The 21,826-nt window shown below is 70.1% G+C and carries 22 protein-coding genes; 14 read left to right on the top strand and 8 right to left on the bottom strand.

The window, feature by feature from the left end; genetic code table 11:
* The first annotated feature begins 112 nt into the window (after positions 1-112).
* On the top strand, positions 113-445 hold the full coding sequence (locus tag ABT114_RS23465) for a TcmI family type II polyketide cyclase (protein WP_351144778.1): 333 nt from the start codon (positions 113-115) through the stop codon (positions 443-445).
* Between the two features lie 62 nt (positions 446-507).
* Here the strand turns inward: ABT114_RS23465 and ABT114_RS23460 are convergent, their stop codons facing one another.
* The 4 genes from ABT114_RS23460 to ABT114_RS23445 all read right to left on the bottom strand — a co-directional run bounded on the left by ABT114_RS23460 (position 508) and on the right by ABT114_RS23445 (position 3,619).
* A complete protein-coding gene (locus ABT114_RS23460) occupies positions 508-1,578 on the bottom strand; it encodes a methyltransferase (protein WP_351144777.1) in 1,071 nt (356 codons plus the stop codon).
* Between the two features lie 46 nt (positions 1,579-1,624).
* Positions 1,625-2,695, bottom strand: coding sequence for a right-handed parallel beta-helix repeat-containing protein (locus ABT114_RS23455; protein ID WP_351144776.1), 1,071 nt, complete (start codon positions 2,693-2,695; stop codon positions 1,625-1,627).
* Between the two features lie 289 nt (positions 2,696-2,984).
* Positions 2,985-3,278, bottom strand: a complete 294-nt coding sequence (locus ABT114_RS23450; RefSeq protein WP_030672233.1) for an MTH1187 family thiamine-binding protein — start codon at positions 3,276-3,278, stop codon at positions 2,985-2,987.
* On the bottom strand, positions 3,275-3,619 hold the full coding sequence (locus ABT114_RS23445) for a DUF3817 domain-containing protein (protein WP_351144775.1): 345 nt from the start codon (positions 3,617-3,619) through the stop codon (positions 3,275-3,277). Before ABT114_RS23445 ends, ABT114_RS23450 begins: the two co-directional genes overlap by 4 nt.
* 224 nt (positions 3,620-3,843) lie before the next feature.
* Between ABT114_RS23445 and ABT114_RS23440 the strand changes: the two genes are divergently transcribed.
* The 4 genes from ABT114_RS23440 (at position 3,844) to ABT114_RS23425 (ending at position 6,494) form a co-directional block, all read left to right on the top strand.
* Positions 3,844-4,476 (top strand): AIM24 family protein, encoded by a 633-nt coding sequence (locus tag ABT114_RS23440; protein WP_351144824.1) that lies wholly within the window; start codon positions 3,844-3,846, stop codon positions 4,474-4,476.
* A gap of 1 nt (position 4,477) precedes the next feature.
* Positions 4,478-5,128: an AIM24 family protein gene (locus tag ABT114_RS23435; protein WP_351144774.1), complete on the top strand. Its 651-nt coding sequence runs from the start codon at positions 4,478-4,480 to the stop codon at positions 5,126-5,128.
* Complete coding sequence (locus ABT114_RS23430; RefSeq protein ID WP_351144773.1) at positions 5,125-5,925, top strand: AIM24 family protein; 801 nt, start codon at positions 5,125-5,127, stop codon at positions 5,923-5,925. Before ABT114_RS23435 ends, ABT114_RS23430 begins: the two co-directional genes overlap by 4 nt.
* Before the next feature lie 92 nt (positions 5,926-6,017).
* Positions 6,018-6,494, top strand: a complete 477-nt coding sequence (locus tag ABT114_RS23425; RefSeq protein ID WP_351144772.1) for a MarR family winged helix-turn-helix transcriptional regulator — start codon at positions 6,018-6,020, stop codon at positions 6,492-6,494.
* 265 nt (positions 6,495-6,759) lie between these two features.
* Here ABT114_RS23425 and meaB read toward each other — a convergent pair whose 3' ends face one another.
* A complete protein-coding gene (meaB, locus tag ABT114_RS23420) occupies positions 6,760-7,716 on the bottom strand; it encodes a methylmalonyl Co-A mutase-associated GTPase MeaB (RefSeq protein ID WP_351144771.1) in 957 nt (318 codons plus the stop codon).
* A gap of 30 nt (positions 7,717-7,746) precedes the next feature.
* On the bottom strand, positions 7,747-8,946 hold the full coding sequence (locus ABT114_RS23415) for an acetyl-CoA C-acetyltransferase (RefSeq protein ID WP_351144770.1): 1,200 nt from the start codon (positions 8,944-8,946) through the stop codon (positions 7,747-7,749).
* Between the two features lie 147 nt (positions 8,947-9,093).
* On the opposite strand from ABT114_RS23415, the gene mce reads away from it, so the two are divergent.
* The 7 genes from mce to ABT114_RS23380 all read left to right on the top strand — a co-directional run bounded on the left by mce (position 9,094) and on the right by ABT114_RS23380 (position 18,819).
* Complete coding sequence (gene mce, locus ABT114_RS23410) at positions 9,094-9,534, top strand: methylmalonyl-CoA epimerase (protein WP_351144769.1); 441 nt, start codon at positions 9,094-9,096, stop codon at positions 9,532-9,534.
* 209 nt (positions 9,535-9,743) lie between these two features.
* Complete coding sequence (gene scy, locus ABT114_RS23405) at positions 9,744-13,592, top strand: polarized growth protein Scy (RefSeq protein WP_351144768.1); 3,849 nt, start codon at positions 9,744-9,746, stop codon at positions 13,590-13,592.
* Positions 13,593-13,775: 183 nt separating this feature from the next.
* On the top strand, positions 13,776-14,711 hold the full coding sequence (locus tag ABT114_RS23400) for a coiled-coil domain-containing protein (RefSeq protein WP_351144767.1): 936 nt from the start codon (positions 13,776-13,778) through the stop codon (positions 14,709-14,711).
* Positions 14,712-14,846: 135 nt separating this feature from the next.
* Positions 14,847-15,797, top strand: coding sequence for an ABC transporter ATP-binding protein (locus tag ABT114_RS23395; RefSeq protein WP_351144766.1), 951 nt, complete (start codon positions 14,847-14,849; stop codon positions 15,795-15,797).
* A 2-nt stretch (positions 15,798-15,799) separates the two neighbouring features.
* On the top strand, positions 15,800-16,570 hold the full coding sequence (locus ABT114_RS23390; protein ID WP_351144765.1) for an ABC transporter permease: 771 nt from the start codon (positions 15,800-15,802) through the stop codon (positions 16,568-16,570).
* Between the two features lie 138 nt (positions 16,571-16,708).
* The gene (locus ABT114_RS23385; protein ID WP_351144764.1) at positions 16,709-17,941 is read left to right on the top strand and encodes an ABC transporter ATP-binding protein; all 1,233 of its coding nucleotides are present in this window, start codon (positions 16,709-16,711) and stop codon (positions 17,939-17,941) included.
* On the top strand, positions 17,938-18,819 hold the full coding sequence (locus tag ABT114_RS23380; protein ID WP_351144763.1) for an ABC transporter permease: 882 nt from the start codon (positions 17,938-17,940) through the stop codon (positions 18,817-18,819). The genes ABT114_RS23385 and ABT114_RS23380 overlap by 4 nt, the downstream gene beginning before the upstream one ends.
* Positions 18,820-18,839: 20 nt before the next feature.
* On the opposite strand, the gene ABT114_RS23375 is transcribed toward ABT114_RS23380, so the two are convergent.
* Complete coding sequence (locus ABT114_RS23375; protein ID WP_351144762.1) at positions 18,840-19,169, bottom strand: Rv1322 family protein; 330 nt, start codon at positions 19,167-19,169, stop codon at positions 18,840-18,842.
* Between the two features lie 223 nt (positions 19,170-19,392).
* On the opposite strand from ABT114_RS23375, the gene ABT114_RS23370 reads away from it, so the two are divergent.
* Entirely contained in the window at positions 19,393-20,421 is a 1,029-nt protein-coding gene (locus ABT114_RS23370; protein WP_351144761.1) for an LLM class flavin-dependent oxidoreductase, read from the top strand.
* An 84-nt stretch (positions 20,422-20,505) separates the two neighbouring features.
* Here the strand turns inward: ABT114_RS23370 and ABT114_RS23365 are convergent, their stop codons facing one another.
* A complete protein-coding gene (locus ABT114_RS23365; protein ID WP_351144760.1) occupies positions 20,506-20,898 on the bottom strand; it encodes an SCO5389 family protein in 393 nt (130 codons plus the stop codon).
* Between the two features lie 252 nt (positions 20,899-21,150).
* Between ABT114_RS23365 and nucS the strand changes: the two genes are divergently transcribed.
* Positions 21,151-21,822 (top strand): endonuclease NucS, encoded by a 672-nt coding sequence (gene nucS, locus ABT114_RS23360; RefSeq protein ID WP_351144759.1) that lies wholly within the window; start codon positions 21,151-21,153, stop codon positions 21,820-21,822.
* Positions 21,823-21,826 lie beyond the last annotated feature (4 nt).

Here is a 21,826-nt window from a genome sequence, read left to right as displayed (position 1 = left end):
CCACCCTCCCCCCTGCCGGCCCGCGGACCGTCCCTTCGGACGGTCCGCCCGGCTTGTCGCCCCCGGCAGCCCCCGAAAGTCCCGCGAAAGTCCCGCGAAAGGACGCTCCCCCATGCACCAAGCCCTGATCGTGGCCCGGATGACGCCGGGTTCGGCCCCGGACATCGCGAACGTGTTCGCGGAGTCCGACAGCGGCGAACTGCCGCACCTCATCGGCGTCACCCGCCGCACCCTGTTCCAGTTCGACGACGTGTACATGCACCTCGTGCAGGCGGACCGGCCGCTCGGCCCCGCGATCGCCAAGGTGGCCGACCACCCGGCCTTCCGGGACATCAGCGACAGACTCACCGCGTACGTGAGCGCGTACGACCCGATGACCTGGCGCAGCCCCAAGGACGCGATGGCCCAGGAGTTCTACCGCTGGGAACGCGACAGCCGTTCCTGACACCCGAGGTGACAAGGGCCCGCCCCCGGTACCGGCCGGGGGCGGGCCCTTGTCACCTCGGATCAGGCGGGTACGACGCTCTCGAACGCGTGCAGATACGCGTTGACCGGCCGGATCTCCTCGACGGTCAGACCTGCCTCCGTCATACGGGTGACCAGGCTCTCCTTGGTGTGCTTGGCTCCGCCGACGTTGAGGAGCAGCAGCAGGTCCATGGAGGTGGTGAACTTCATCGAAGGGGTGTCGTCGACGAGGTTCTCGATGACGACGACCCTCGCCCCGGGGCGGGCCTTCGCCAGCACGTTCCGCAGGGTCCTGCGGGTGCTGTCGTCGTCCCATTCCAGGATGTTCTTGATGATGTACAGGTCGGCCTCGACCGGAATGTCCTCGCGGCAGTCCCCGCCGACGATCCGGGCCCGCGCGGCGAGTGACCCGCCGTCACGCAGCCGGGGGTCCGCCTTCTCCACCACGCGGGGCAGATCGAGCAGGGTTCCCCGGACGCCCGGGTGCTTCTCCAGCAGGCTGGCCAGTACGTGCCCCTGGCCGCCTCCGATGTCGGCGACCGTCGAGACGCCGGTCAGGTCGAGGAGTTCTGCGACGTCCCGCGCCGACTGCTCGCTGGACGTGGTCATGGCCTGGTTGAAGACATGGGCGGAGTCGTGCGCGTCCTCGTGCAGGTAGTCGAAGAACCCCTTGCCGTACAACTCGTGGAAGACGCTGCCGCCCGACCGCACCGCCTCGTCGAGCCGCGGCCAGGCGTTCCAGGTCCAGGGTTCGGTGCACCAGAGGGAGATGTACCGGAGGCTGTGCGGGTCGTCCTCGCGCAGCAGCCTGGACATGCTGGTGTGGACGAACCGTCCGTCCTCGTTCTGCGCGAAGATGCCATAGCAGGACAGGGCCCGCAGCAGCCGCAGCAAGGGCCGCGGCTCGGTGCCCAGCTCGGCCGCGAGCTGCTCCGCGGTGGCGGGCTCCTCGCCGAGCACGTCGGCGACGCCGAGCTTGGCCGCCGCCCGGACGGCCGCGGCGCACGCGGCCCCGAAGACGAGCTCCCTGAGCCGCATGGCCGGAGCGGGCTGCGGGGCGGCGGCCGGAGCCGCGGCCGGAACCGTCTCGGGGGCGGGACTCACAGTGGTCATGTACCGTCTCGATTCGCTTGGTCCAGCAAAGACACGGGTCAGCCGGTCAGCACATTCCGGCGGGTTCGGAACGCCGGCACGTGTTGTGGTCGAACTTGTTTCCCTTTCCGGTGTCCCGGTTGGCCAGGTCGGCCGTCGAATTCCCCGTCAGCGCGTTGTCCCGGATGACATTGCGATCGTTCGGAGTGCCCACCATGCTCTTGTACAGCACCACTCCGCCGGAGAACGGGGACGTCCCCACGTTGTCTCGGACGTCGTTGTACTCCACGACCGTGTTCTCGACTCCGGTGAGGACGATTCCGGCGCCCTGGATGAAGGGCAGCCGAGCCGTTTTCGGGCAGTACTTGTTGTTCTCCTGGACCCTGTTGCCCCGAACGGTGATGGCTCCGGTGCGCGGCTTGTTCTCGTCGCCCACGACGAATACCCCCGCGCAGTTCCCGGCGAGGTAGTTGTCCTCGACGGTGACGTTCTGCAGGCGCCTGACCGTGATGCCGATGCGGTTGCCCGTCAGGGTGTTGCGGCGGGCGACGGTGCCGTGCGCGTCCGTGGCGCCGGCCTCGGTGGCGACCGTGTTGGAGAGGAACAGGCCCGACTCGCCGTTGTCCCGGGCGGCGTTGTCCTCGAACACACTCCGGACGGACCGTTCCTCGGCGAAGCCCCAGTTGCCGTTCTCCTCGGAGCTCACCCTCCGCACGGTCAGCCCGTCGGTGTTCGATGCCCACAGACCGTTCTTCTTGTAGCCGGTCAGCGTGAGCGACCGGATGCTGGTGTCGGTGACGGGCCGGGCGGACGTGCCCTGCACACAGATACCGTTTCCGGCCGCCGCGCAGCTGTCGGTCTCGGTCGCATCCGGCTTCAGCACGGTCCATTTCCCCGAGCCGCGGATACTCAGACCGGACTTCGTGACGAGGACGCTCTCATGGTAGGTGCCGGGCGCGATGAAAATGATGTCGCCCGCCTGTGCGGCGTCGACCGCTTTCTGGATCGATTCCCCCGGAAACACGACATGGGCAGTCGCGGCATGGGCGGTCGCGGCATGGGCTGACGGAACACCAGCCAGCCCCGAGGCCACCACGAGTGCGGCGCAACCGAGGTATCTGATCTGTTTTCTCTCCATGAGTCGAAGTTATGGTCCACAAATCCGACTCGCCATGATGGCTCACCTGTTTACGGCAAGTGGGGCGCGAATGGCCCAATCCTGAGCCTGAAAGGGCGCAGCGGGCAGTGACGGCTCCGTCCACCACAGGCGGTGCCGCACCGCCTGCCGGGCGACCGGCCCGAATTCCTCCAACGCGGCCACCGGCGCCCCGAGTTGCTTACACGCGGGCGTTTCGCGATACGGACGCCAACGGCCCCTCGCGGAAGCGGTGTTCGCGAGGGGCCGTTCAGGGGATGTCTGCGATGCGCTAAGCGGAGAGGTGACGCTCCACCGTCTCCACCTTGGAGGTGAGGCCGTCCGTCACGCCGGGGCGGATGTCCGCCTTGAGGACGAGGGACACGCGCGGGGCCCGTGCCTCGACCGCGGCGACGGCGCGCTTGACGACGTCCATCACCTCGTCCCACTCCCCCTCGATCGAGGTGAACATCGCGTCCGTACGGTTGGGCAGACCCGACTCCCGGACCACGCGGACGGCGTCGGCGACGTACTCCCCCACGTCCTCGCCGACCCCCAGCGGAGTCACGGAAAAGGCGACGATCATGCGTTCACGATTCCTTCCTTGCGGGCACGGGAGGCGATCACCGCGTCCTCGGCCTCGCGCCGGAGCTTGCGCTCCGCGAAGAAGCCGCCGGTCGGCAGGACCGAGAGGACGAAGTAGAGCGCGGCGGTCTTCGCGGACCACTTGGTGCGGTTCCAGGCGTCGGCCCAGAAGATCACGTACAGGATGAACAGGACTCCATGGACCGACCCCATCACGGGCACCGCGTTGAAGTCGGTGGTCCGCTTCAGCACCGAGCACAGGAGCAGGAGCAGGAAGGAGACGGCCTCGGGGGCCGAGACCAGGCGGAGGCGGCGGAGGGCGGTGGCGGTCTTGAGGTCCACGGGTCACCTTCGGTGGGTTCGGTGGGAGAGAAGACGTCCGGTTTGTGAACGCACGCACAAGCGTTCGTCCATTGTGACAAACGGGTGCGCGTCGGCCGGGAGGGGGTCCGACCCGGCGTGGCTTCCGCCCGGCCGGGCTGCCCCCTAGGGGTGCGGTCAGGGGCCGTCTCCACCCGTGGGCCCTGTCCGCGCGGCCGGGCGGCGGCTACCTTCGCAGCGTGGCGATGTTCCGACTCCAAGGCAGCAAGGTGCTCGCCGTCGACATGACCGGGGACGCCGTGAAGGCGCAGAACGGCTCGATGGTCGCGTACGACGGGCAAATGGCCTTCAAGAAGCTCAGTGGCGGCGGCGAGGGGCTGCGGGGAATGGTGACCCGGCGGCTCACCGGCGAACAGATGACCGTGATGGAGGTGAGGGGACAGGGGACGTGCTGGTTCGCGGACCGCGCCTCCGAGATCAACCTCGTCAGTCTTCAGGGGGACAAGCTGTACGTGGAGTCGAGCAACCTGCTCGCGACGGACGCCGGGCTGCGCACCGGCACGACGTTCACGGGGCTGCGCGGCGCCTCCCAGGGCAACGGGCTGTTCACGACGACCGTCGAGGGGCACGGCCAGGCGGCGATCACGTCGGACGGGCCGGCCGTGGTCCTCAGGGTCAGTCCGCAGTACCCGCTGACCGTCGACCCGGGCGCGTACATCGCGCACCAGGGAAACGTCCGGCAGTCCTTCCAGTCGGGTGTGACGTTCCGCACGTTCCTCGGGGAGGGTGGCGGCGAGGCCTTCCAGATCCGCTTCGAGGGGGACGGGCTGGTGTACATACAGCCGAGCGAGCGGAACACGATCGCGGGGGACGTGTGACATGACCTTCCGTGAGATCAACTCGAAGATGGTCCAGGCGACCGTCCTGCCGGGGCAACGTCTGTTCAGCCAGCGCGGCGCGATGCTCGCCTACCAGGGCGAGGTGTCCTTCACGCCCAACATGCAGGGCGGCCAGGGCGGGATCATGTCGATGATCGGGCGCCGGGTCGCGGGCGAGGCCACCCCGCTGATGACCGTCGAGGGCAGCGGCACGGTCCTGTTCGGGCACGGCGGCCACCACGTCCAGGTCATCAACCTCACCGGCGACACGCTGTACGTCGAGGCGGACCGCCTCCTCGCCTTCGAGGGCACGCTCCAGCAGGGCACGATGTTCCTGGGCTCGCAGGGCGGCGTCATGGGCATGGTCCGGGGGCAGGTCACCGGGCAGGGGCTGTTCACGACCACCCTGAAGGGACAGGGCGCGGTGGCGGTGATGGCCCACGGGGGCGTCTTCGAGATCCCCATCACTCCGCAGCGGCCGGTCCACGTCGACCCGCAGGCGTACGTCGCCCATCACGGCGACGTACGCAACAAGCTGTCCACGGCGCTGGGCTGGCGCGACATGGTGGGCCGCGGCTCCGGGGAGGCGTTCCAGCTGGAGCTGAGCGGCAGCGGTGCGGTGTACGTCCAGGCGTCGGAGGAGAAGCTGTGAGCGCGTACGGAACTCCGGGCGGCCCGGCGGTCCACGACCCGATGACGCTGCCCGTCGACGACAACGTCAACAACTACACCTTCTGCGTGGAGCTCAAGGGGAGCCAGTGGTTCCTGCAGAAGGGGAAGATGATCGCCTACTACGGCTCGATCGACTTCAACGGCGTCGGGCACGGGCGATTGGACCGTCTTGTCCGTACGTCCTTTCATTCGCCTCTGCACGCCGCCGACTGGGTCGTGGCGGAGGGCTCCGGCAAGATGCTCCTCGCCGACCGGGCCTTCGACGTCAACTCGTACGACCTGGACGACGGCAATCTGACCATTCGCTCGGGCAACCTGCTCGCTTTTCAGCCAAGTCTTGCCCTCAAGCAGTCGATCGTGCCGGGTTTTCTGACCCTTATCGGAACCGGAAAGTTTGTGGCCGCATCTAACGGTCCGGTGGTGTTCATGGAACCCCCGATCCGGGTGGACCCGCAGGCGCTCGTCGGCTGGGCCGACTGCCCGTCGCCGTGCCATCACTACGACCACGGGTACATGACCGGCCTGATGGGCGGTCTACGTGCGATGACGGGCCTGGGTGGGGCCTCCGGAGAGGAGCATCAGTTCGAGTTCGTGGGAGCCGGCACGGTGCTGCTCCAGTCGACCGAGACCCTCATGGCCGAGCAGGCCACGGGGGCGGTTCCGCAGCAGGCGGGCGTGCCCGGCGGTGGCGGCGTCCCAGGCGGGCACGGGCAGCCGTCGGGCACACCGCGCCTTCCCGGACAGCTGGGGGACCTCCAGCGTCGCTTCGGGCTGTGAGCGGTAGTCTGCGGAGTGTGACATCGAACGCGTGCGCACAGTCACACCACCCTCACTAGTTCGCCTTTCAACCTTTTAGGTAGACTTCATTCATGGAGACCGAAACGGCCACGCGCTGGCTGACCGATGCGGAGCAGTGCGCCTGGCGCACCCACCTGGAGGTCAACAGGCTGTTGAGTTACCAGCTCGAAAAGGACCTGCAGCCGTTCGGCCTGACAATGAACGACTACGAGATCCTGGTGAACCTCTCCGAGTCGGAGGACGTCCGGATGCGGATGAGCGACCTCGCCACCGCCACCCTCCAGTCCAAGAGCCGACTCTCCCACCAGATCACCCGCATGGAGAACGCCGACCTGGTACGCCGGGAGAACTGCGAGTCCGACCGCCGCGGACTGTACGCGGTTCTCACGGAGCACGGCCTGGAGACGATGCAGAAGGTCTCGCCCCATCATGTGGCGTCCGTGCGGAGGCACTTCATCGACCTCCTCTCCCCCGAGGCCCTGGCGGAACTCGACAAGGCCCTGAAGCCCATCGCGCAACACCTCCGCGGACAGCGGGGCCGCCCCTGACGGGGCGCTTCATGCGAACACCGGCAGGCGGGGCTCGAACAGAGCCCCGCCTGCCGGTGCGCCGGGAACCGGCCGGCCGGCCGATGGGCCCGGGCGCCGGCAGACCACCGCGAGAGCGCCGAGGGTCCCCGCGTGGAGGAGGGCCAGGGGGACGAGGGCGAGGGCGAAGGTGCGGCGGGCGTGGGGAAGGCGCAGGACAGCGGCGTACGAGGGCCGCGAAGAAGGCGCGGGCAACGTACCGACAGGCTCCGGGAGTTGACCAGAGTCAGCCCCGCGTCAGCCCCGCCACCAGCTCGTCCGCCGCCCGGTAGGGATCCAGTTCCCCCGCCACGATCCGCTCCGCCAGCGCGCGCAGGTGGCGATCGCCGTGCAGGTCGCCGATGCGTTCACGCAGGGCCGTGACGGCGATGGTCTCGACCTCGCGGGCGGCCCGGGCGCGACGGCGTTCAGCCAGGATGCCCCGCTCCTCCATCCAGGCCCGGTGCTTCTCCAGGGCCTCGACGACCTCGTCGATCCCCTCGGCGCGCGCGGCGACCGTCTTGACGATCGGGGGGCGCCAGTCGCCGGGGCCGCGGGACTCGCCGAGGCCGAGCATGTGGTTCAGCTCGCGCGCGGTGGCGTCGGCGCCGTCGCGGTCGGCCTTGTTGACGACATAGACGTCGCCGATCTCGAGGATTCCGGCCTTGGCGGCCTGGATGCCGTCGCCCATCCCCGGGGCCAGGAGGACGACCGAGGTGTCCGCCTGGGAGGCGATCTCCACCTCCGACTGGCCGACGCCGACCGTCTCGACCAGGATCACCTCGCAGCCGGCCGCGTCCAGGACGCGGATCGCCTGCGGCGCGGACCAGGCGAGGCCGCCCAGGTGGCCGCGCGTCGCCATGGAGCGGATGTAGACGCCGGGGTCGGAGGAGTGCTCCGACATCCGGACGCGGTCGCCGAGCAGGGCCCCGCCGGAGAACGGGGAGGACGGGTCGACGGCCAGGACGCCGACCCGTTTGCCCTGCTTGCGGTACGCGGTCACCAGCGCCGAGGTGGACGTCGACTTGCCGACGCCCGGGGAACCGGTCAGACCGACGACGTACGCGTTGCCCGTGAGCGGGGCCAGCGCCGCCATGACCTCCCTCAGCTGCGGGGACGCCCCCTCCACCAGGGAGATCAGCCGGGCCACGGCCCGCGGCCGGCCTTCCCTGGCCTGGGCCACCAGAGAGGAGACGTCCTGCATCACAGCTCCGTTCGACGAGGGAGGGAGAACTCAGGCCTTGGCTACCCGCACGATCAGCGCGTCACCCTGACCGCCGCCACCGCACAGCGCGGCCGCGCCGACCCCGCCACCCCGGCGCTTCAGCTCCAGCGCCAGGTGCAGCACGAGCCGGGCGCCCGACATGCCGATGGGGTGACCCAGGGCGATCGCTCCGCCGTTGACGTTCACCTTTTCGGTGGAAACCCCGAGGTCCTTCATTGACTGCACCGCCACGGCGGCGAAGGCCTCGTTGATCTCGATCAGGTCGAGATCGGAGACCTCCAGGCCCTCCTTCTTCAGGGCGTGCAGGATCGCGTTCGACGGCTGCGACTGCAAAGAGTTGTCCGGGCCCGCCACGTTGCCGTGGGCGCCGATCTCCGCGATCCACTCCAGGCCGAGCTCCTGCGCCTTGGCCTTGCTCATCACGACCACGGCCGCCGCGCCGTCCGAGATCTGCGAGGAGGTGCCGGCGGTGATCGTGCCGTCCCTGGTGAACGCCGGACGCAGCTTGCCCAGCGACTCGGCCGTGGTGTCGCCGCGGATGCCCTCGTCCTTGCTGAAGACGACCGGCTCGCCCTTGCGCTGCGGGATCTCGACCGGGGTGATCTCGGCCTCGAAGATGCCGTTCTTCTGAGCCGCGGCGGCGCGCTGGTGGGACAGGGCCGCGATCTCGTCCTGCGCCTCGCGGCCGATGCCCAGGCGCGTGTTGTGCTTCTCCGTGGACTCGCCCATGGCGATGTTCTCGAAGGCGTCGGTCAGACCGTCGTACGCCATCGCGTCGAGCAGCTCCACCGCGCCGTACTTGTAGCCCTCCCGGGACTTCGGGAGGAGGTGGGGGGCGTTCGTCATGGACTCCTGGCCGCCCGCGACGACGATGTCGAACTCGCCCGCGCGGATCAGCTGGTCGGCCAGCGCGATCGCGTCGAGGCCCGACAGACACACCTTGTTGATCGTGAGCGCCGGCACGCTCATCGGGATGCCGGCCTTGACCGCGGCCTGGCGGGCCGGGATCTGCCCCGCCCCGGCCTGGAGCACCTGGCCCATGATCACGTACTGCACCTGGTCGCCACCGATACCCGCACGGTCGAGGGCGGCCTTGATCGCGAAGCCGCCGAGGTCGGCTCCCGAGAAGGACTTCAGCGAGCCCAGCAACCGCCCCATGGGCGTACGAGCGCCCGCGACGATCACAGAGCTGTTCGTTCCAGAAGACATGAGCGGCGATCCCCTTACCGGCCTGCACAGCCGAGGAGTGAACGAGGGTTTACTTGAATGTACTGAGCGGTAGTCCACCCGTCATCCGGCTGTCGGTGTGATCGCGCGCACGTTGCGTAACCACCTCCGGAGCGCTGCACTAACAACATGCTGACGCGAATCGACCACATCGGGATCGCCTGTTTCGACCTCGACAAGACCGTCGAGTTCTACCGTGCGACATACGGCTTCGAGGTGTTCCACTCCGAGGTCAACGAGGAGCAGGGCGTGCGCGAGGCCATGCTCAAGATCAACGATACGTCCGACGGCGGGGCCTCGTACCTCCAGCTCCTCGAGCCCACCCGCCCGGACTCCACCGTGGCCAAGTGGCTCGACAAGAACGGTGAGGGTGTTCACCACATCGCTTTCGGTACGGCGGACGTGGACGAGGATGCCGCCGACATCAAGGACAAGGGCGTACGCGTCCTGTACGAGGAGCCACGGCGCGGCTCCATGGGGTCGCGAATCACCTTCCTGCATCCAAAGGATTGCCACGGGGTACTGACAGAACTGGTCACTTCGGCGCCTGTTGAGTCACCTGAGCACTGACCCTCGTACATATGGGCCGGTAGGGTTGGGGGCGGTCGTCGCTCGTACCGGGGCGACCGCATGCCGGGGTCCGGGTTTCGGGGGACGAGCGTCGGGGCAGCAGCCCATGCTCCGTTGTTGATCTGACACCATTCCCCGGGGGCCCCGTTCGGCGGATGGACGGAGCTCGTTGGAGAAGCTTGCGACCAGGGGACGGATGGGACCGCGCAGTGCGGGGCTACGAGAGCCAGGAGCGAGAGCCGGCGGCTGACGTCGACCACCTCTCTCGGTTCGAGGCCGAGATGAAGCGGCTGAAGACCGAGCGGGAAAAGGCGATCCAGCACGCCGAGGACCTCGGCTACCAGGTCGAGGTGCTGCGCGCCAAGTTGCACGAGGCGCGGCGCACCATCATGTCCCGGCCCGCCTTCGACGGCGGCGATATCGGGTACCAGGCCGAGCAGCTGCTGCGTAATGCGCAGATGCAGGCGGACCAGCTGCGCCAGGAGGCCGAGCGCGAGCTCAGCCAGGCCCGGGCGCAGACCCAGCGCATCCTCCAGGAGCACGCCGAGCAGGCCGCCCGGCTCCAGGCCGAGCTGCACCAGGAGGCCGTGGCCCGCCGGCAGCAGCTGGACCAGGAGCTGGCGGAGCGCCGGCAGACCGTCGAGTCGCACGTCAACGAGAACGTGGCGTGGGCGGAGCAGCTGCGCGCCCGCAGCGAGTCGCAGGCTCGCCGCCTCCTCGACGAGTCCCGCGCCGAGACCGAGCAGGCCATGGCCGCCGCCCGCGCGGAGGCCGAGCGGGTCACCGCGGAGGCCCGGCAGCGGCTGCAGAGCGAGGCCGAGGCGGCCCGCGCGGAGGCCGAGCAGCTGCTGCGTCGCGCCCGCACGGACGCCGAGCGCCTGCTGAACGCCGCTTCCACCCAGGCCCAGGAGGCCACCGACCACGCCGAGGCGCTGCGCAGTTCCACGGCGACCGAGTCGGACGCCGCCCGCCGCCAGGCCACCGAGCTCAGCCGCGCCGCCGAGCAGCGCATCGCCGAGGCCGACACGGCACTGCGCGAGGCCCGCACCGAGGCCGAGAAGCTGCTCACCGAGGCCAAGGAAGCCGCCGCCAAGGCGCTCGCCGGCGCCGAGTCGGCGAACGAGCAGCGCACCCGCACCGCGAAGGAGCAGGTCGCCCGGCTGGTCAGCGAGGCCACGAAGGAGGCCGAGACCACCAAGGCGGACGCCGAGCAGGTCGTCGCGGACGCCCGTGCCGAGGCCGAGAAGATCCTCGCCGAGGCCGCCGAGAAGGCCCGCAGCGCCACCGCCGAGGAGACCGCTTCCCAGCTCAGCCAGGCCGCACGCACCGCCGAGGACGTTCTCAACAAGGCGCAGGAGGACGCGCGGCAGACCACCAAAGCCGCCGCCGAGGAGGCCGAGCGGATCCGCACCGAGGCGGAGACCGAGGCGGACCGGCTGCGCGCCGAGGCGCACGACATCGCCGAGCAGCTCAAGGGCGCGGCGAAGGACGACACCAAGGAGTACCGCGCCAAGACGGTCGAGCTGCAGGAGGAGGCCCGCCGGCTGCGCGGCGAGGCCGAGCAGCTGCGCTCCGAAGCCGTCGGCGAGGGCGAGAAGATCCGCGCCGAGGCCCGCAAGGAAGCCGTCCAGCAGATCGAGGAGGCGGCCAGGACCGCCGAGGAGCTGCTCGCCAAGGCGAAGGCGGACGCGGACGAGCTGCGCCAGAGCGCCACCACGGACAGCGAGAAGGTCCGTACGGAGGCCATCGAGCGCGCCACCACGCTGCGCCGGCAGGCCGAGGAGACCCTGGAGCGCACCCGCAACGAGGCCGAGCGGCACCGTGACGAGGCCGTCGAGCAGGCCGAGGGCATCAAGGCGGACGCCGAGCGGGCCGCGGCCGAGCTGCGCGAGGACACCGAGCGCGCCATAGCGGCCAGGCAGGCGGAGGCCGCCGACGAGCTGACCCGGCTGCACACCGAGGCCGAGGAACGCCTCGCGTCGGCCGAGCAGGCGCTGACCGACGCCCGCGAGGAGGCCGCGCGGATCCGCCGCGAGGCCGCCGAGGAGAACGACCGGCTGCGCAGCGAGGCAGCCGAGCGCATCCGCACGCTCCAGGCGCAGGCCGAGACGGAGGCCGAACGGCTGCGTGACGAGGCCGCCGCCGACGCGTCCGCCTCCCGCGCCGAGGGCGAGACCATCGCCGTACGCCTGCGTTCGGAGGCCGCGGCCGAGGCCGAGCGGCTGAAGACGGAGGCCCAGGACACCGCCGACCGGGTCCGCGCGGAGGCGCAGGCCGCCGCCGAGCGGCTGGCCACGGAGGCGTCGGAGACGCTGGCCGCCGCGCAGGAGGAGGCCGTCCGGCGCCGCCGCGAGGCCGAGGAACTCCTCGGCTCCGCCCGCCAGGAGGCCGACCAGGAGCGCGAGCGGGCCCGCGAGCAGAGCGAGGAACTGCTGGCGTCGGCACGCAAGCGCGTCGAGGACGCGCAGACCGAGGCCGTACGTCTGGTCGAGGAGGCCGACCGGCGCGCCACCGAGATGGTGTCGGCCGCCGAGCTCCACGCCCAGCAGGTACGGGACTCCGTCGCCGGGCTGCACGAGCAGGCGCAGGAGGAGATCGCCGGGCTGCGCAGTGCCGCCGAGCACGTGGCGGACAGTACTCGCCGGGAGGCCGAGGAGGAGGCGGACCGGGTCCGCGCCGACGCCTACGCCGAGCGGGAGCGGGCCGGCGAGGACGCGACCCGGCTCCGGCGCGAGGCGCACGAGGAGTCGGAGGCCGCCAAGGCGCTCGCCGAGCGCACGATGGCGGAGTCGATCGCCGAGTCGGAGCGGCTGCGTTCGGACGCGGCCGCGCACGCCCAGCGCGTGCGTACCGAGGCCTCGGACGTCATCGCCCAGGCCGACCAGGACGCGGCACGCACCCGGGCGGACGCCCGTGACGACGCCAACCGGATCCGGTCGGACGCGGCGACGCAGGCGGACACGCTCATCACCGAGGTCACGGCCGAGGCGGAGCGGCTGCAGTCGGAGACGATCGCGGAGGCCGAGCGGGTACGGGCCGAGGCGGTCGCCAAGGCCGAGAAGCTGATCGGGGATGCCACCGGGGACGCGGAGCGGCTGCGCGCCGAGGCCGCCGACACCGTCGGATCCGCACAGCAGCACGCCGAGCGGATGCGCGCCGAGGCCGATCGGGGCCGGGCCAAGGCGGCGGCGCAGGCCGAGCGGCTGGTGTCCGAGGCGCGCGAGGAGGCCGAGCGGACCCTCGACGAGGCCCGCCAGGAGGCCAACAAGCGGCGTTCGGAGGCGGCCGAGCAGGTCGACACGCTCATCACGGAGACCACGGCCGAGGCCGACAAGCTGCTCACCGAGGCCCAGCAGCAGGCGCTGAAGACCACTGCGGACGCGGAGTCCCAGGCGGACACGATGGTCGGCGCGGCCCGCAACGAGGCCGAGCGGCTCGTGTCCGAGGCGACGATCGAGGGCAACGGACGGGTGGAGAAGGCCCGTACGGACGCGGACGAGCTGCTCGTCGGTGCCCGCCGGGACGCCACCGCCATCCGGGAGCGCGCGGAGGAACTGCGCGACCGCATCACGGGCGAGATCGAGGAGCTGCACGAGCGGGCCCGCCGCGAGGCCGCCGAGACGATGAAGTCGACCGGCGACCGCTGCGACGCGCTCATCACGGCCGCCGAGGAGCAGCTCGGCAAGGCGCAGACGAAGGCCAAGGAGCTGCTCTCGGAGGCCAACTCCGAGGCGGGCAAGGTGCGTATCGCCGCCGTCAAGAAGGCCGAACTGCTCCTGAAGGAGGCCGAGCAGAAGAAGGCGTCGCTCGTGAAGGAGGCCGAGGAACTCAAGGCCGAGGCGATCCGCGAGGCGAGGCGCACGGTCGAGGAGGGCAAGCGCGAGCTGGAGCTCCTGGTGCGGCGCCGCGAGGACATCAACGCCGAGATCTCCCGTGTCCAGGACGTCCTGGAAGCGTTGGAATCCTTTGAGACCCCGTCAGCCGGAAAGGACGGCGGGGTCAAGGCGGGCGCGACCGTGGGTGCACCTCGTTCGGGTGGCAAGCCGTCAGAGGGCTAGCGGCACGTGAGAGTTCCGTTAAGGTCTGAGGCCTTTGACCGGGTTTTTGGCAAGTCGTCCAACGGTGAGCCACTCAAAAGGGGTGTCATTCTCCAGATCAAACACGTATCCGCTCGATGACACACCGCTTCGGCCCCTAGGATTCCACCTATCACCTCACCGGTCTCATTCGACAGGAACCCCATGAGCGACACTTCCCCCTACGGCTTCGAGCTTGTGCGGCGTGGGTACGACCGCGCTCAGGTGGACGAACGCATCTCGAAGCTCGTCTCCGACCGTGACAGCGCTCTGGCCCGCATCACCGCTCTCGAGAAGCGCATCGAGGAGCTCCACCTCGAGACGCAGAACGCCCAGGCACAGGTGAGCGACGCCGAGCCGTCGTACGCCGGTCTCGGCGCGCGTGTCGAGAAGATCCTCCGCCTCGCCGAGGAGGAGGCCAAGGACCTGCGCGAGGAGGCCCGTCGCGCGGCCGAGCAGCACCGCGAGCTCGCCGAGTCGGCCGCCCAGCAGGTCCGCAACGACGCAGAATCGTTCGCTGCGGAGCGCAAGTCCAAGGCCGAGGACGAGGGCGTCCGGATCGTCGAGAAGGCCAAGAGTGACGCCTCGCAGCTGCGCGCCGAGGCCCAGAAGGACGCGCAGTCCAAGCGCGAGGAGGCCGACGCCCTCTTCGAGGAGACCCGCGCCAAGGCCGCGCAGGCCGCCGCCGACTTCGAGACCAACCTCGCCAAGCGCCGCGAGCAGTCCGAGCGCGACCTGGCGTCGCGTCAGCAGAAGGCCGAGAAGCGCCTCGCCGAGATCGAGCACCGCGCCGAGCAGCTGCGCCTGGAGGCCGAGAAGCTGCGCACGGATGCCGAGCGCCGCGCCCGCCAGACGGTGGAGACGGCCCAGCGCCAGGCCGAGGACATCGTGGCCGACGCCAACGCCAAGGCCGACCGCATCCGCTCGGAATCCGAGCGCGAGCTGGCGGCGCTGACGAACCGCCGCGACTCGATCAACGCCCAGCTGACGAACGTCCGCGAGATGCTCGCCACCCTCACGGGCGCCGCGGTGGCCGCCGCCGGCACCCCGGCCGACGACGAGCCGATCTCCCGCGGGGTTCCGGCCCAGCAGACCCGGTAGGTCCGCAGCGACAGCCGAGGCCCGCACTCTCTCCCCCGAGGTGCGGGCCTCCGTCGTACGGTCGCCACCGCGCCGCCGGACACTGATTGCCCGCCCGGGTGGCAGCCGCCGGAAGCCCGCCCTAGCGTGGGCCGCATGATCGAGCTCGAGGGGCTGACCAAGCGGTACGGCGAGAAGGTGGCGGTCAACAACCTGACCTTCACCGTCAGACCGGGCATCGTCACGGGCTTCCTCGGACCCAACGGCGCGGGCAAGTCGACGACCATGCGCATGATGCTCGGCCTCGACCGGCCGACGGCCGGTGACGTCCGTATCGACGGCAGGCACTACGACCACCTCAAGGACCCGCTCAAGTACATCGGCGCCCTGCTGGACGCGAAGGCCGTGCACGGCGGGCGCACCGCCTTCAACCATCTGCTGTGTCTCGCGCAGAGCAACGGCATCCCGAAGAACCGGGTGCACGAAGTGCTGGACACCGTCGGACTCACGGCGGTCGCGCGCAAGAAGGCCAAGGGGTTCTCCCTGGGCATGGGGCAGCGGCTCGGGATCGCGGGGGCGCTGCTCGGCGACCCGCGGATCCTGATGTTCGACGAGCCGGTCAACGGGCTCGACCCCGAGGGCATCCACTGGATCCGCAACCTCATGAAATCGCTGGCCGCGCAGGGGCGGACCGTGTTCGTGTCGAGCCATCTCATGAGCGAGATGGCGCTGACCGCCGATCATCTGGTCGTCATCGGGCAGGGGCGGCTGCTCGCCGACACCTCCATGGCCGACTTCATCCAGCGGAACTCGCGCTCGTACATCCGTATCCGCACCCCGCAGCGCGAGCGGCTGCTCGACGTGCTGCACGGTGCCGGGATCACGGTCGTGGAGACCGGCAGCGGCGCGCTGGAGGTGGACGGCGGAAAGCCCGAGCACATCGGGGAGCTGGCCGCGCGGCACCAGATCGTGCTGCACGAGCTGAGCCCCCAGCAGGCCTCCCTGGAGGAAGCGTTCATGCAGCTGACCGCGGAGTCGGTGGAGTACCACGCGCACTCCGACACGCCTTCGCCGCAACGGTGGGGCGACGCCTGGGAGAAGGGCTGAGCATGGCGGCCACGCAGGTCATCAGGTCCGAGTGGACGAAGATCCGCTCCGTCGCGTCCACGGTGTGGACGCTCTCCCTCGCCGTCGTGGTCACCATCGCCTTGGGCATGCTGATCTCGGCGCTGTCGAGAAGCGAGTTCGACCGGATGGGCATCCGGGCCCAGCTGTCCTTCGACCCCACGTTCATCAGCTTCGCCGGCATGAGCCTCGGTCAGCTGGCGATGATCGTGTTCGGGGTGCTGGTCGTCTCCAACGAGTACAGCACCGGCATGATCCGCACCTCGCTGGCCGCCGTACCGCAGCGCGGCACGTTTCTGTTCAGCAAGATCGTGGTCGCCACCGGGCTCGCTCTGGTCGTCGGGTTCGCCACCAGCTTCGCCGCCTTCTTCCTCGGGCAGGCCATGCTCGGCCCGCACCAGGCGCAGATCAGCGACTCCGGTGTGCTGCGGGCGGTGATCGGCGGCGGGCTCTACATGACCCTCATCGCGATGTTCTCGATGGGCGTCGCCGCGATGCTCCGCTCGCCGATGCTGTCGCTGGGCATCCTGATGCCGTTCTTCTTCCTGATCTCCAACGTCCTCGGCAACGTCGACGCGACCAAGAAAATCGGCCGGTTCCTGCCCGACCAGGCCGGCAGCAGGATCATGCAGGTGGTCCCCCGGGTCGACGACGACACCCCGTACGGGCCCTGGGGCGGTCTCGGGATCATGGTGCTGTGGGTGATCGCGGCGCTCGCGGGCGGTTACGTGCTGCTGAAGCGGCGTGACGCGTAGTGGGAGAGCGTGATGGGAGTGCTGACCTGCGGCGTTGTTTTGCTTTCCCTTGGGCGGAACCGTCAGCGCCCCGATAAGCTCCTAACCCTTACGGGGGCGTGTGCCCCGCTGTCCTGATCCTTTCGATGGGTGCGGAGCATGATCGAGGCTGTCGGCCTGACCAAGCGTTACGGCAACAAGACCGCCGTGTACAACCTTTCCTTCCAGGTACGTCCGGGCGCCGTCACCGGCTTCCTCGGGCCCAACGGCTCGGGCAAGTCGACGACCATGCGGATGATCCTCGGCCTGGACAACCCCACCGCGGGCTCGGTGACGATCGGCGGCTACCCGTACCGCAGGCTGCCGAACGCCCCGCGCCAGGTCGGCGCCCTACTCGACGCCAAGGCCGTGCACGGCGGCCGGCACGCCCGCAACCACCTGCTGAGCCTGGCCCAGCTCTCGGGCATCCCGGCGCGGCGCGTGGACGAGGTGCTCGGTGTGGTCGGGCTCCAGGACGTGGCGAGGCGGCGGTCCAAGGGGTTCTCGCTCGGCATGGGGCAGCGGCTCGGCATCGCCGCCGCGCTCCTCGGCGACCCCCAGGTGCTGCTCTTCGACGAGCCGGTCAACGGCCTCGACCCCGAGGGCATTCTCTGGGTGCGGAACCTGATGAGGTCCCTGGCGGCGGAGGGGCGGACCGTGTTCGTTTCCAGCCACCTCATGAGCGAGATGGCGCTGACCGCCGACCATCTCATCGTCATCGGACGCGGCCAGCTGCTCGCCGACATGAGCGTGAAGGACTTCATCTCGGCCAACTCCGCCGACTTCGCGCGCGTACGCACCCCCGACACCGAGCCTCAGCTGCGCGAGAAGCTGACCTCCGTGCTGACCGAGGCGGGCGGGCATGTGCTGCCCGAGCAGGACGGCGCGCTGCGGGTGACGGGACTGCCGCTGCCGCGCATCAGCGACCTCGCGCACGACACCGACGTACGCCTGTGGGAGCTGTCGCCGCACCAGGCCTCGCTGGAGGAGGCGTACATGCGGATGACGCAGGGCGCGGTCGACTACCGCTCGACGATCGACCAGAAGGCGGGGCTGATGCAGCAGCTGCCGCCCGGCGCACAGCCGCCGATGCCGGTGCCGGGGCAGGGCCAGCCGGGCTGGTACGCCCCACCGCCGCCCCAGCAGGGCGGACAGCCGTTCGCTCAGCCCGGGCCCGGCCAGGCGCCTGCGGGCCCGTACGGCGCCTACGGTGCGGCTGACGCCACTCCCGCCCTCGCTCCCGCTCCTGCCGTGCCCAACCCGTACGCGGGGCCCACGGCCCAGCCTCCGGTCGCTCCCGCCATCCCCGCTCCCGCCGCCGACGCCCTGACCAAGCCCGAGGACGCCCGATGAGCACGCCCCAGCCCCCGATGCCGCAGGCCGCACCCGTACCCGTACCCGACTGGCAGGCGGCGGCCGGTTCCGCGTACCCCACCTACACGTCACCGATCCCCGTCGTGCGCACGCACCTCGGGCACGCCATCGCCTCGGAGTGGACGAAGATCAGGTCGGTGCGCTCCACGATGTGGACGCTGGGCGTGTTCGTGCTGCTCGTCATCGGCATCGGCCTGCTGGCCGCCGTGGTGGTCGCGGGCCAGGCGTCCGACACGGACCTGTCGGGCGAGAACCCGCTGTCGTACGGCTTCTTCGGGCTGCTCCTCGGCAGCATGTGCATCATCACGCTCGGCGTGCTGACCACGGCCTCGGAGTACGGCACCGGCATGATCCGCACGACGATGACCGCGTGCCCGTCACGCGGGCGGGTGCTGACGGCGAAGGCACTGGTGTTCTTCGTGGTCGCGTTCGTGATCACGCTGGCGTCGGCCGTCCTCGTGGCCCTCGCGGACGCGGCCATGCTGGGCGGCGCGAGGCAGCCGTCGGGCGGGGAGTGGTTCAAGGCCACGATCGGCGTCTCGCTCTACGTGGCGCTGCTCGGGCTGCTGTCGCTGGTCGTGGGCTCGATCATCCGGCACTCGGCGGGCGCCATCACCATCATGATCGGCGTCCTGCTGGCCCCGCTGGTCATCGCGCTGTTCATGTTCTCGTCGTCGCTGGCGGACGTCCGCGAGGCCCTGTTCGAGTACTCGATCCCGAACCAGCTCAGCGTCTTCTACTCGACCTCGCTCAGCGAGTCCGGCCCGTCCGGCTGGGACCCGCTGTGGATCGCCCTGGGCATCACGGCCGTCGCCTTCGCCGGCGCCTTCGCGCTGCTGGAGAAGCGGGACGTGTAGGGCCAGGAGCCGAGAAGGGCTCAGAACTTAGGCGCGTTACGGGACCGCTGCACCCGCGTGGTGCGGCGGTCCCGTGCGTTCCAGCACGCCTTGTGCCAGTGCCGGCGCTCGTCGACGCCCGAGTGCTCGGGCCAGGCCACGACATGTGGCACTCCGTCGGGAATCATCTGGTCGCAACCGGGGCACCGGTAGGCCTTGCCCTGCGCGCTCGCCCCGGCCACATGGCGCACGCTCCACTCCTCGCCCTGCCAGCTCACCGTGGACTGCCAGCCGCCGTAACGGCCGGAGGAGTCGTCCTCGGCGCTCCGGCCGGAGCCGGGGCCCTTGGGACGGTTGCGACGCGGGGACACGGAACACCTCACGGGGCTATACAGGAAGCAGGGGCCATGTCCAGCCTACGCGGCGTGGACCTGGGTACGCGTAGGGAACCAAACCCCACAAGTCCCCTTCCTCGGCGACCCATTCTCCAGACAATCCGCAAATCTCTTCGCCAGGCCGTGTCCTCGGCACGTGTCAGACGGTTATGCCGGGTGGGGGAGCTCCGCGTCGGAGCCAAGGAAGCAGGAAAGTGCAATGCGCGTAGGAAGTTTCGTGTTGGCGGCCCAGTTCCCGGGGCAGGGCCAGGGAGAGGCGCTGCACCGCGCGGTCCGCTCCGCCGAGGTCGCCGAGGAAGCGGGGCTCGACACGGTCTGGCTGGCCGAGCACCACTTCGTGCCGTACGGCACCTGTCCGTCGGCGGTCACCCTGGCCGCGTTACTGCTGGGCCGCACCCGCCGCATCCGGGTCGGTACAGCGGTCAGCGTACTGCCCACCGCCCATCCCGTGGCCCTCGGCGAGCAGGCCGCGCTGCTGCATGTGACGAGCGGCGGCCGGTTCTCGCTGGGCGTGGGACGCGGCGGACCCTGGGTCGACCTGGAGGTGTTCGGCTCCGGCCTGGCGGCGTACGAGAGCGGGTTCCCGGAATCACTCGATCTGCTGGTGCGCTGGCTGCGCGAACCGGCCGTGGCGGCCGCCGGGAATCGTTTCAGCTTCCGCGAAGTCCCCGTCGTACCCAGGCCGTCGGAGTCCCTGACGGAGGGCGAGGGGCCCGAGGTCGTCGTCGCCTGCACCTCCCCGGCGAGTGTGCGACTGGCCGCCGAGCGCGGGCTGCCGATGCTGCTCGGGATGCACGTCGGGGACGAGGAGAAGGCCGAGATGGTGGCCCTGTGGCGGCAGCACGCGCGCGCGGCCGGGCGGCCGGCGGAGGAGATCCTCGGCGCAGCCCATGTCTCGGCCGGCGTCTGCCAGATCGCGGACCGGCGTACGGACGCGGTGGAGGCGCTGACGAAGGCGATGCCGGGCTGGCTGAAGCAGGGCCTCGACGCCCATGTGACAGTGGACGACCGCGCCCGGCAGATGCGCGACCCGCTGGCGTACACCGAACTGCTCTGCGGACTGCACCCGGTGGGCACCCCGCGGCTGTGCGCCGACCGGCTCGCGGCGACCAGCGAGCGGACCGGCATCAACCGCTTCGCCCTGCTGGTCGAGGGCTCGGGAGACCTGGCGGCAACCGAGGAGAACGTACGGCGGCTCGGCGCCGAGGTGCTCCCGCACCTCGGCTGAACATCCCTGCCGCGCGGGGAGCTTGCCGCTCCGATACTGACTGCACCTCCCGCGTACGGAGCGGCAAGCAGACGGCTCACTGCGTCAGCAGTCCCGGAACTCGGGGGACTGATTCAGCAACTGACTACGAACCGAGGTGAAGCGCGCCAGCGTCTCGTCGACCGAGGCGTCCAGCGGGAACACCGCCACCCGGTGGCAGTTCTGGAAGGCCAACCGCACACCGAAGTGCCGCTGCAGGGCGCCGCGTATCGCGTCACTCGCGAGCGCGCGCAGCAGCTGACCGCGTGCCTGCTCGGACGGCGGGGGCGTCTGGTTGTCGGCGAACTGACCGCCGTCCACCTTCAGCTGGGCCACCAGAGAGCTGATCATCTCCCATGCGTAGGGCAGGGAGGTCCGGACGCAGTCGACGAATGCTGCTTCGTCGACCTCGCCTCGCTCGGCCTGTTCGAGTAGGGCCGGTGAGACGTCGAGCGACATGGGTTCTCCTCTCGCACCCCCGAAGCGCAGGGGTTGCCGGACGGGGATGGGAGTTCGCCCTGCCGAAACATCGAGCACGCTGAGTACACGCAGTGCGACCTCCCGTTTACTACGGTAGGCACCCGCCGGTGACGGCACCAGGAGATTGCGCACATAGGGAACTCCCAGTAGGCACACAATCGGCCACGAGCGAACACACGTTTTCCAGGGCGAATCGCGTGCACTGCTGCCCGTCGAGTAGCGTTGCCGACCATGCGTCTCGTCATCGCCCGGTGTTCCGTCGACTACGCGGGCCGGCTCACCGCCCATCTCCCTTCCGCGCCCCGCCTGATTCTGGTGAAGGCGGACGGCAGCGTCTCGATCCATGCGGACGACCGGGCCTACAAGCCCCTGAACTGGATGTCGCCGCCCTGCACGCTGAAAGAAGGCAGCGGCGAGGAGGAGGGCGTCTGGACCGTCATCAACAAGGCGGGCGAGAAGCTCATCATCACGATGGAGGAAGTGCTCCACGATTCCACGCACGAGCTCGGCGTGGATCCCGGCCTGATCAAGGACGGCGTGGAAGCACACCTTCAGGAACTGCTCGCCGACCGCATCGACACCCTGGGCGAGGGGTACACGCTGATCCGGCGTGAGTACATGACCGCCATCGGCCCGGTCGACATCCTGTGCCGGGACGCCGAGGGCCAGACCGTCGCGATCGAGATCAAGCGGCGCGGCGAGATCGACGGCGTGGAGCAGCTCACCCGCTATCTGGAGCTGCTGAACCGCGACCCCCACCTGGCTCCGGTGCGGGGCGTCTTCGCGGCCCAGGAGATCAAGCCCCAGGCCCGCGTCCTGGCGACGGACCGCGGCATCGGCTGCCACGTCCTGGACTACGACGCGCTGCGGGGCATCGAGGACGACAAGCTGCGGCTGTTCTGAGCAG

The organism is Streptomyces sp. NPDC002088 (assembly GCF_040296605.1).
Classification (GTDB): Bacteria; Actinomycetota; Actinomycetes; order Streptomycetales; family Streptomycetaceae; genus Streptomyces.
This window is presented reverse-complemented; position numbering and strand designations above follow the sequence as displayed.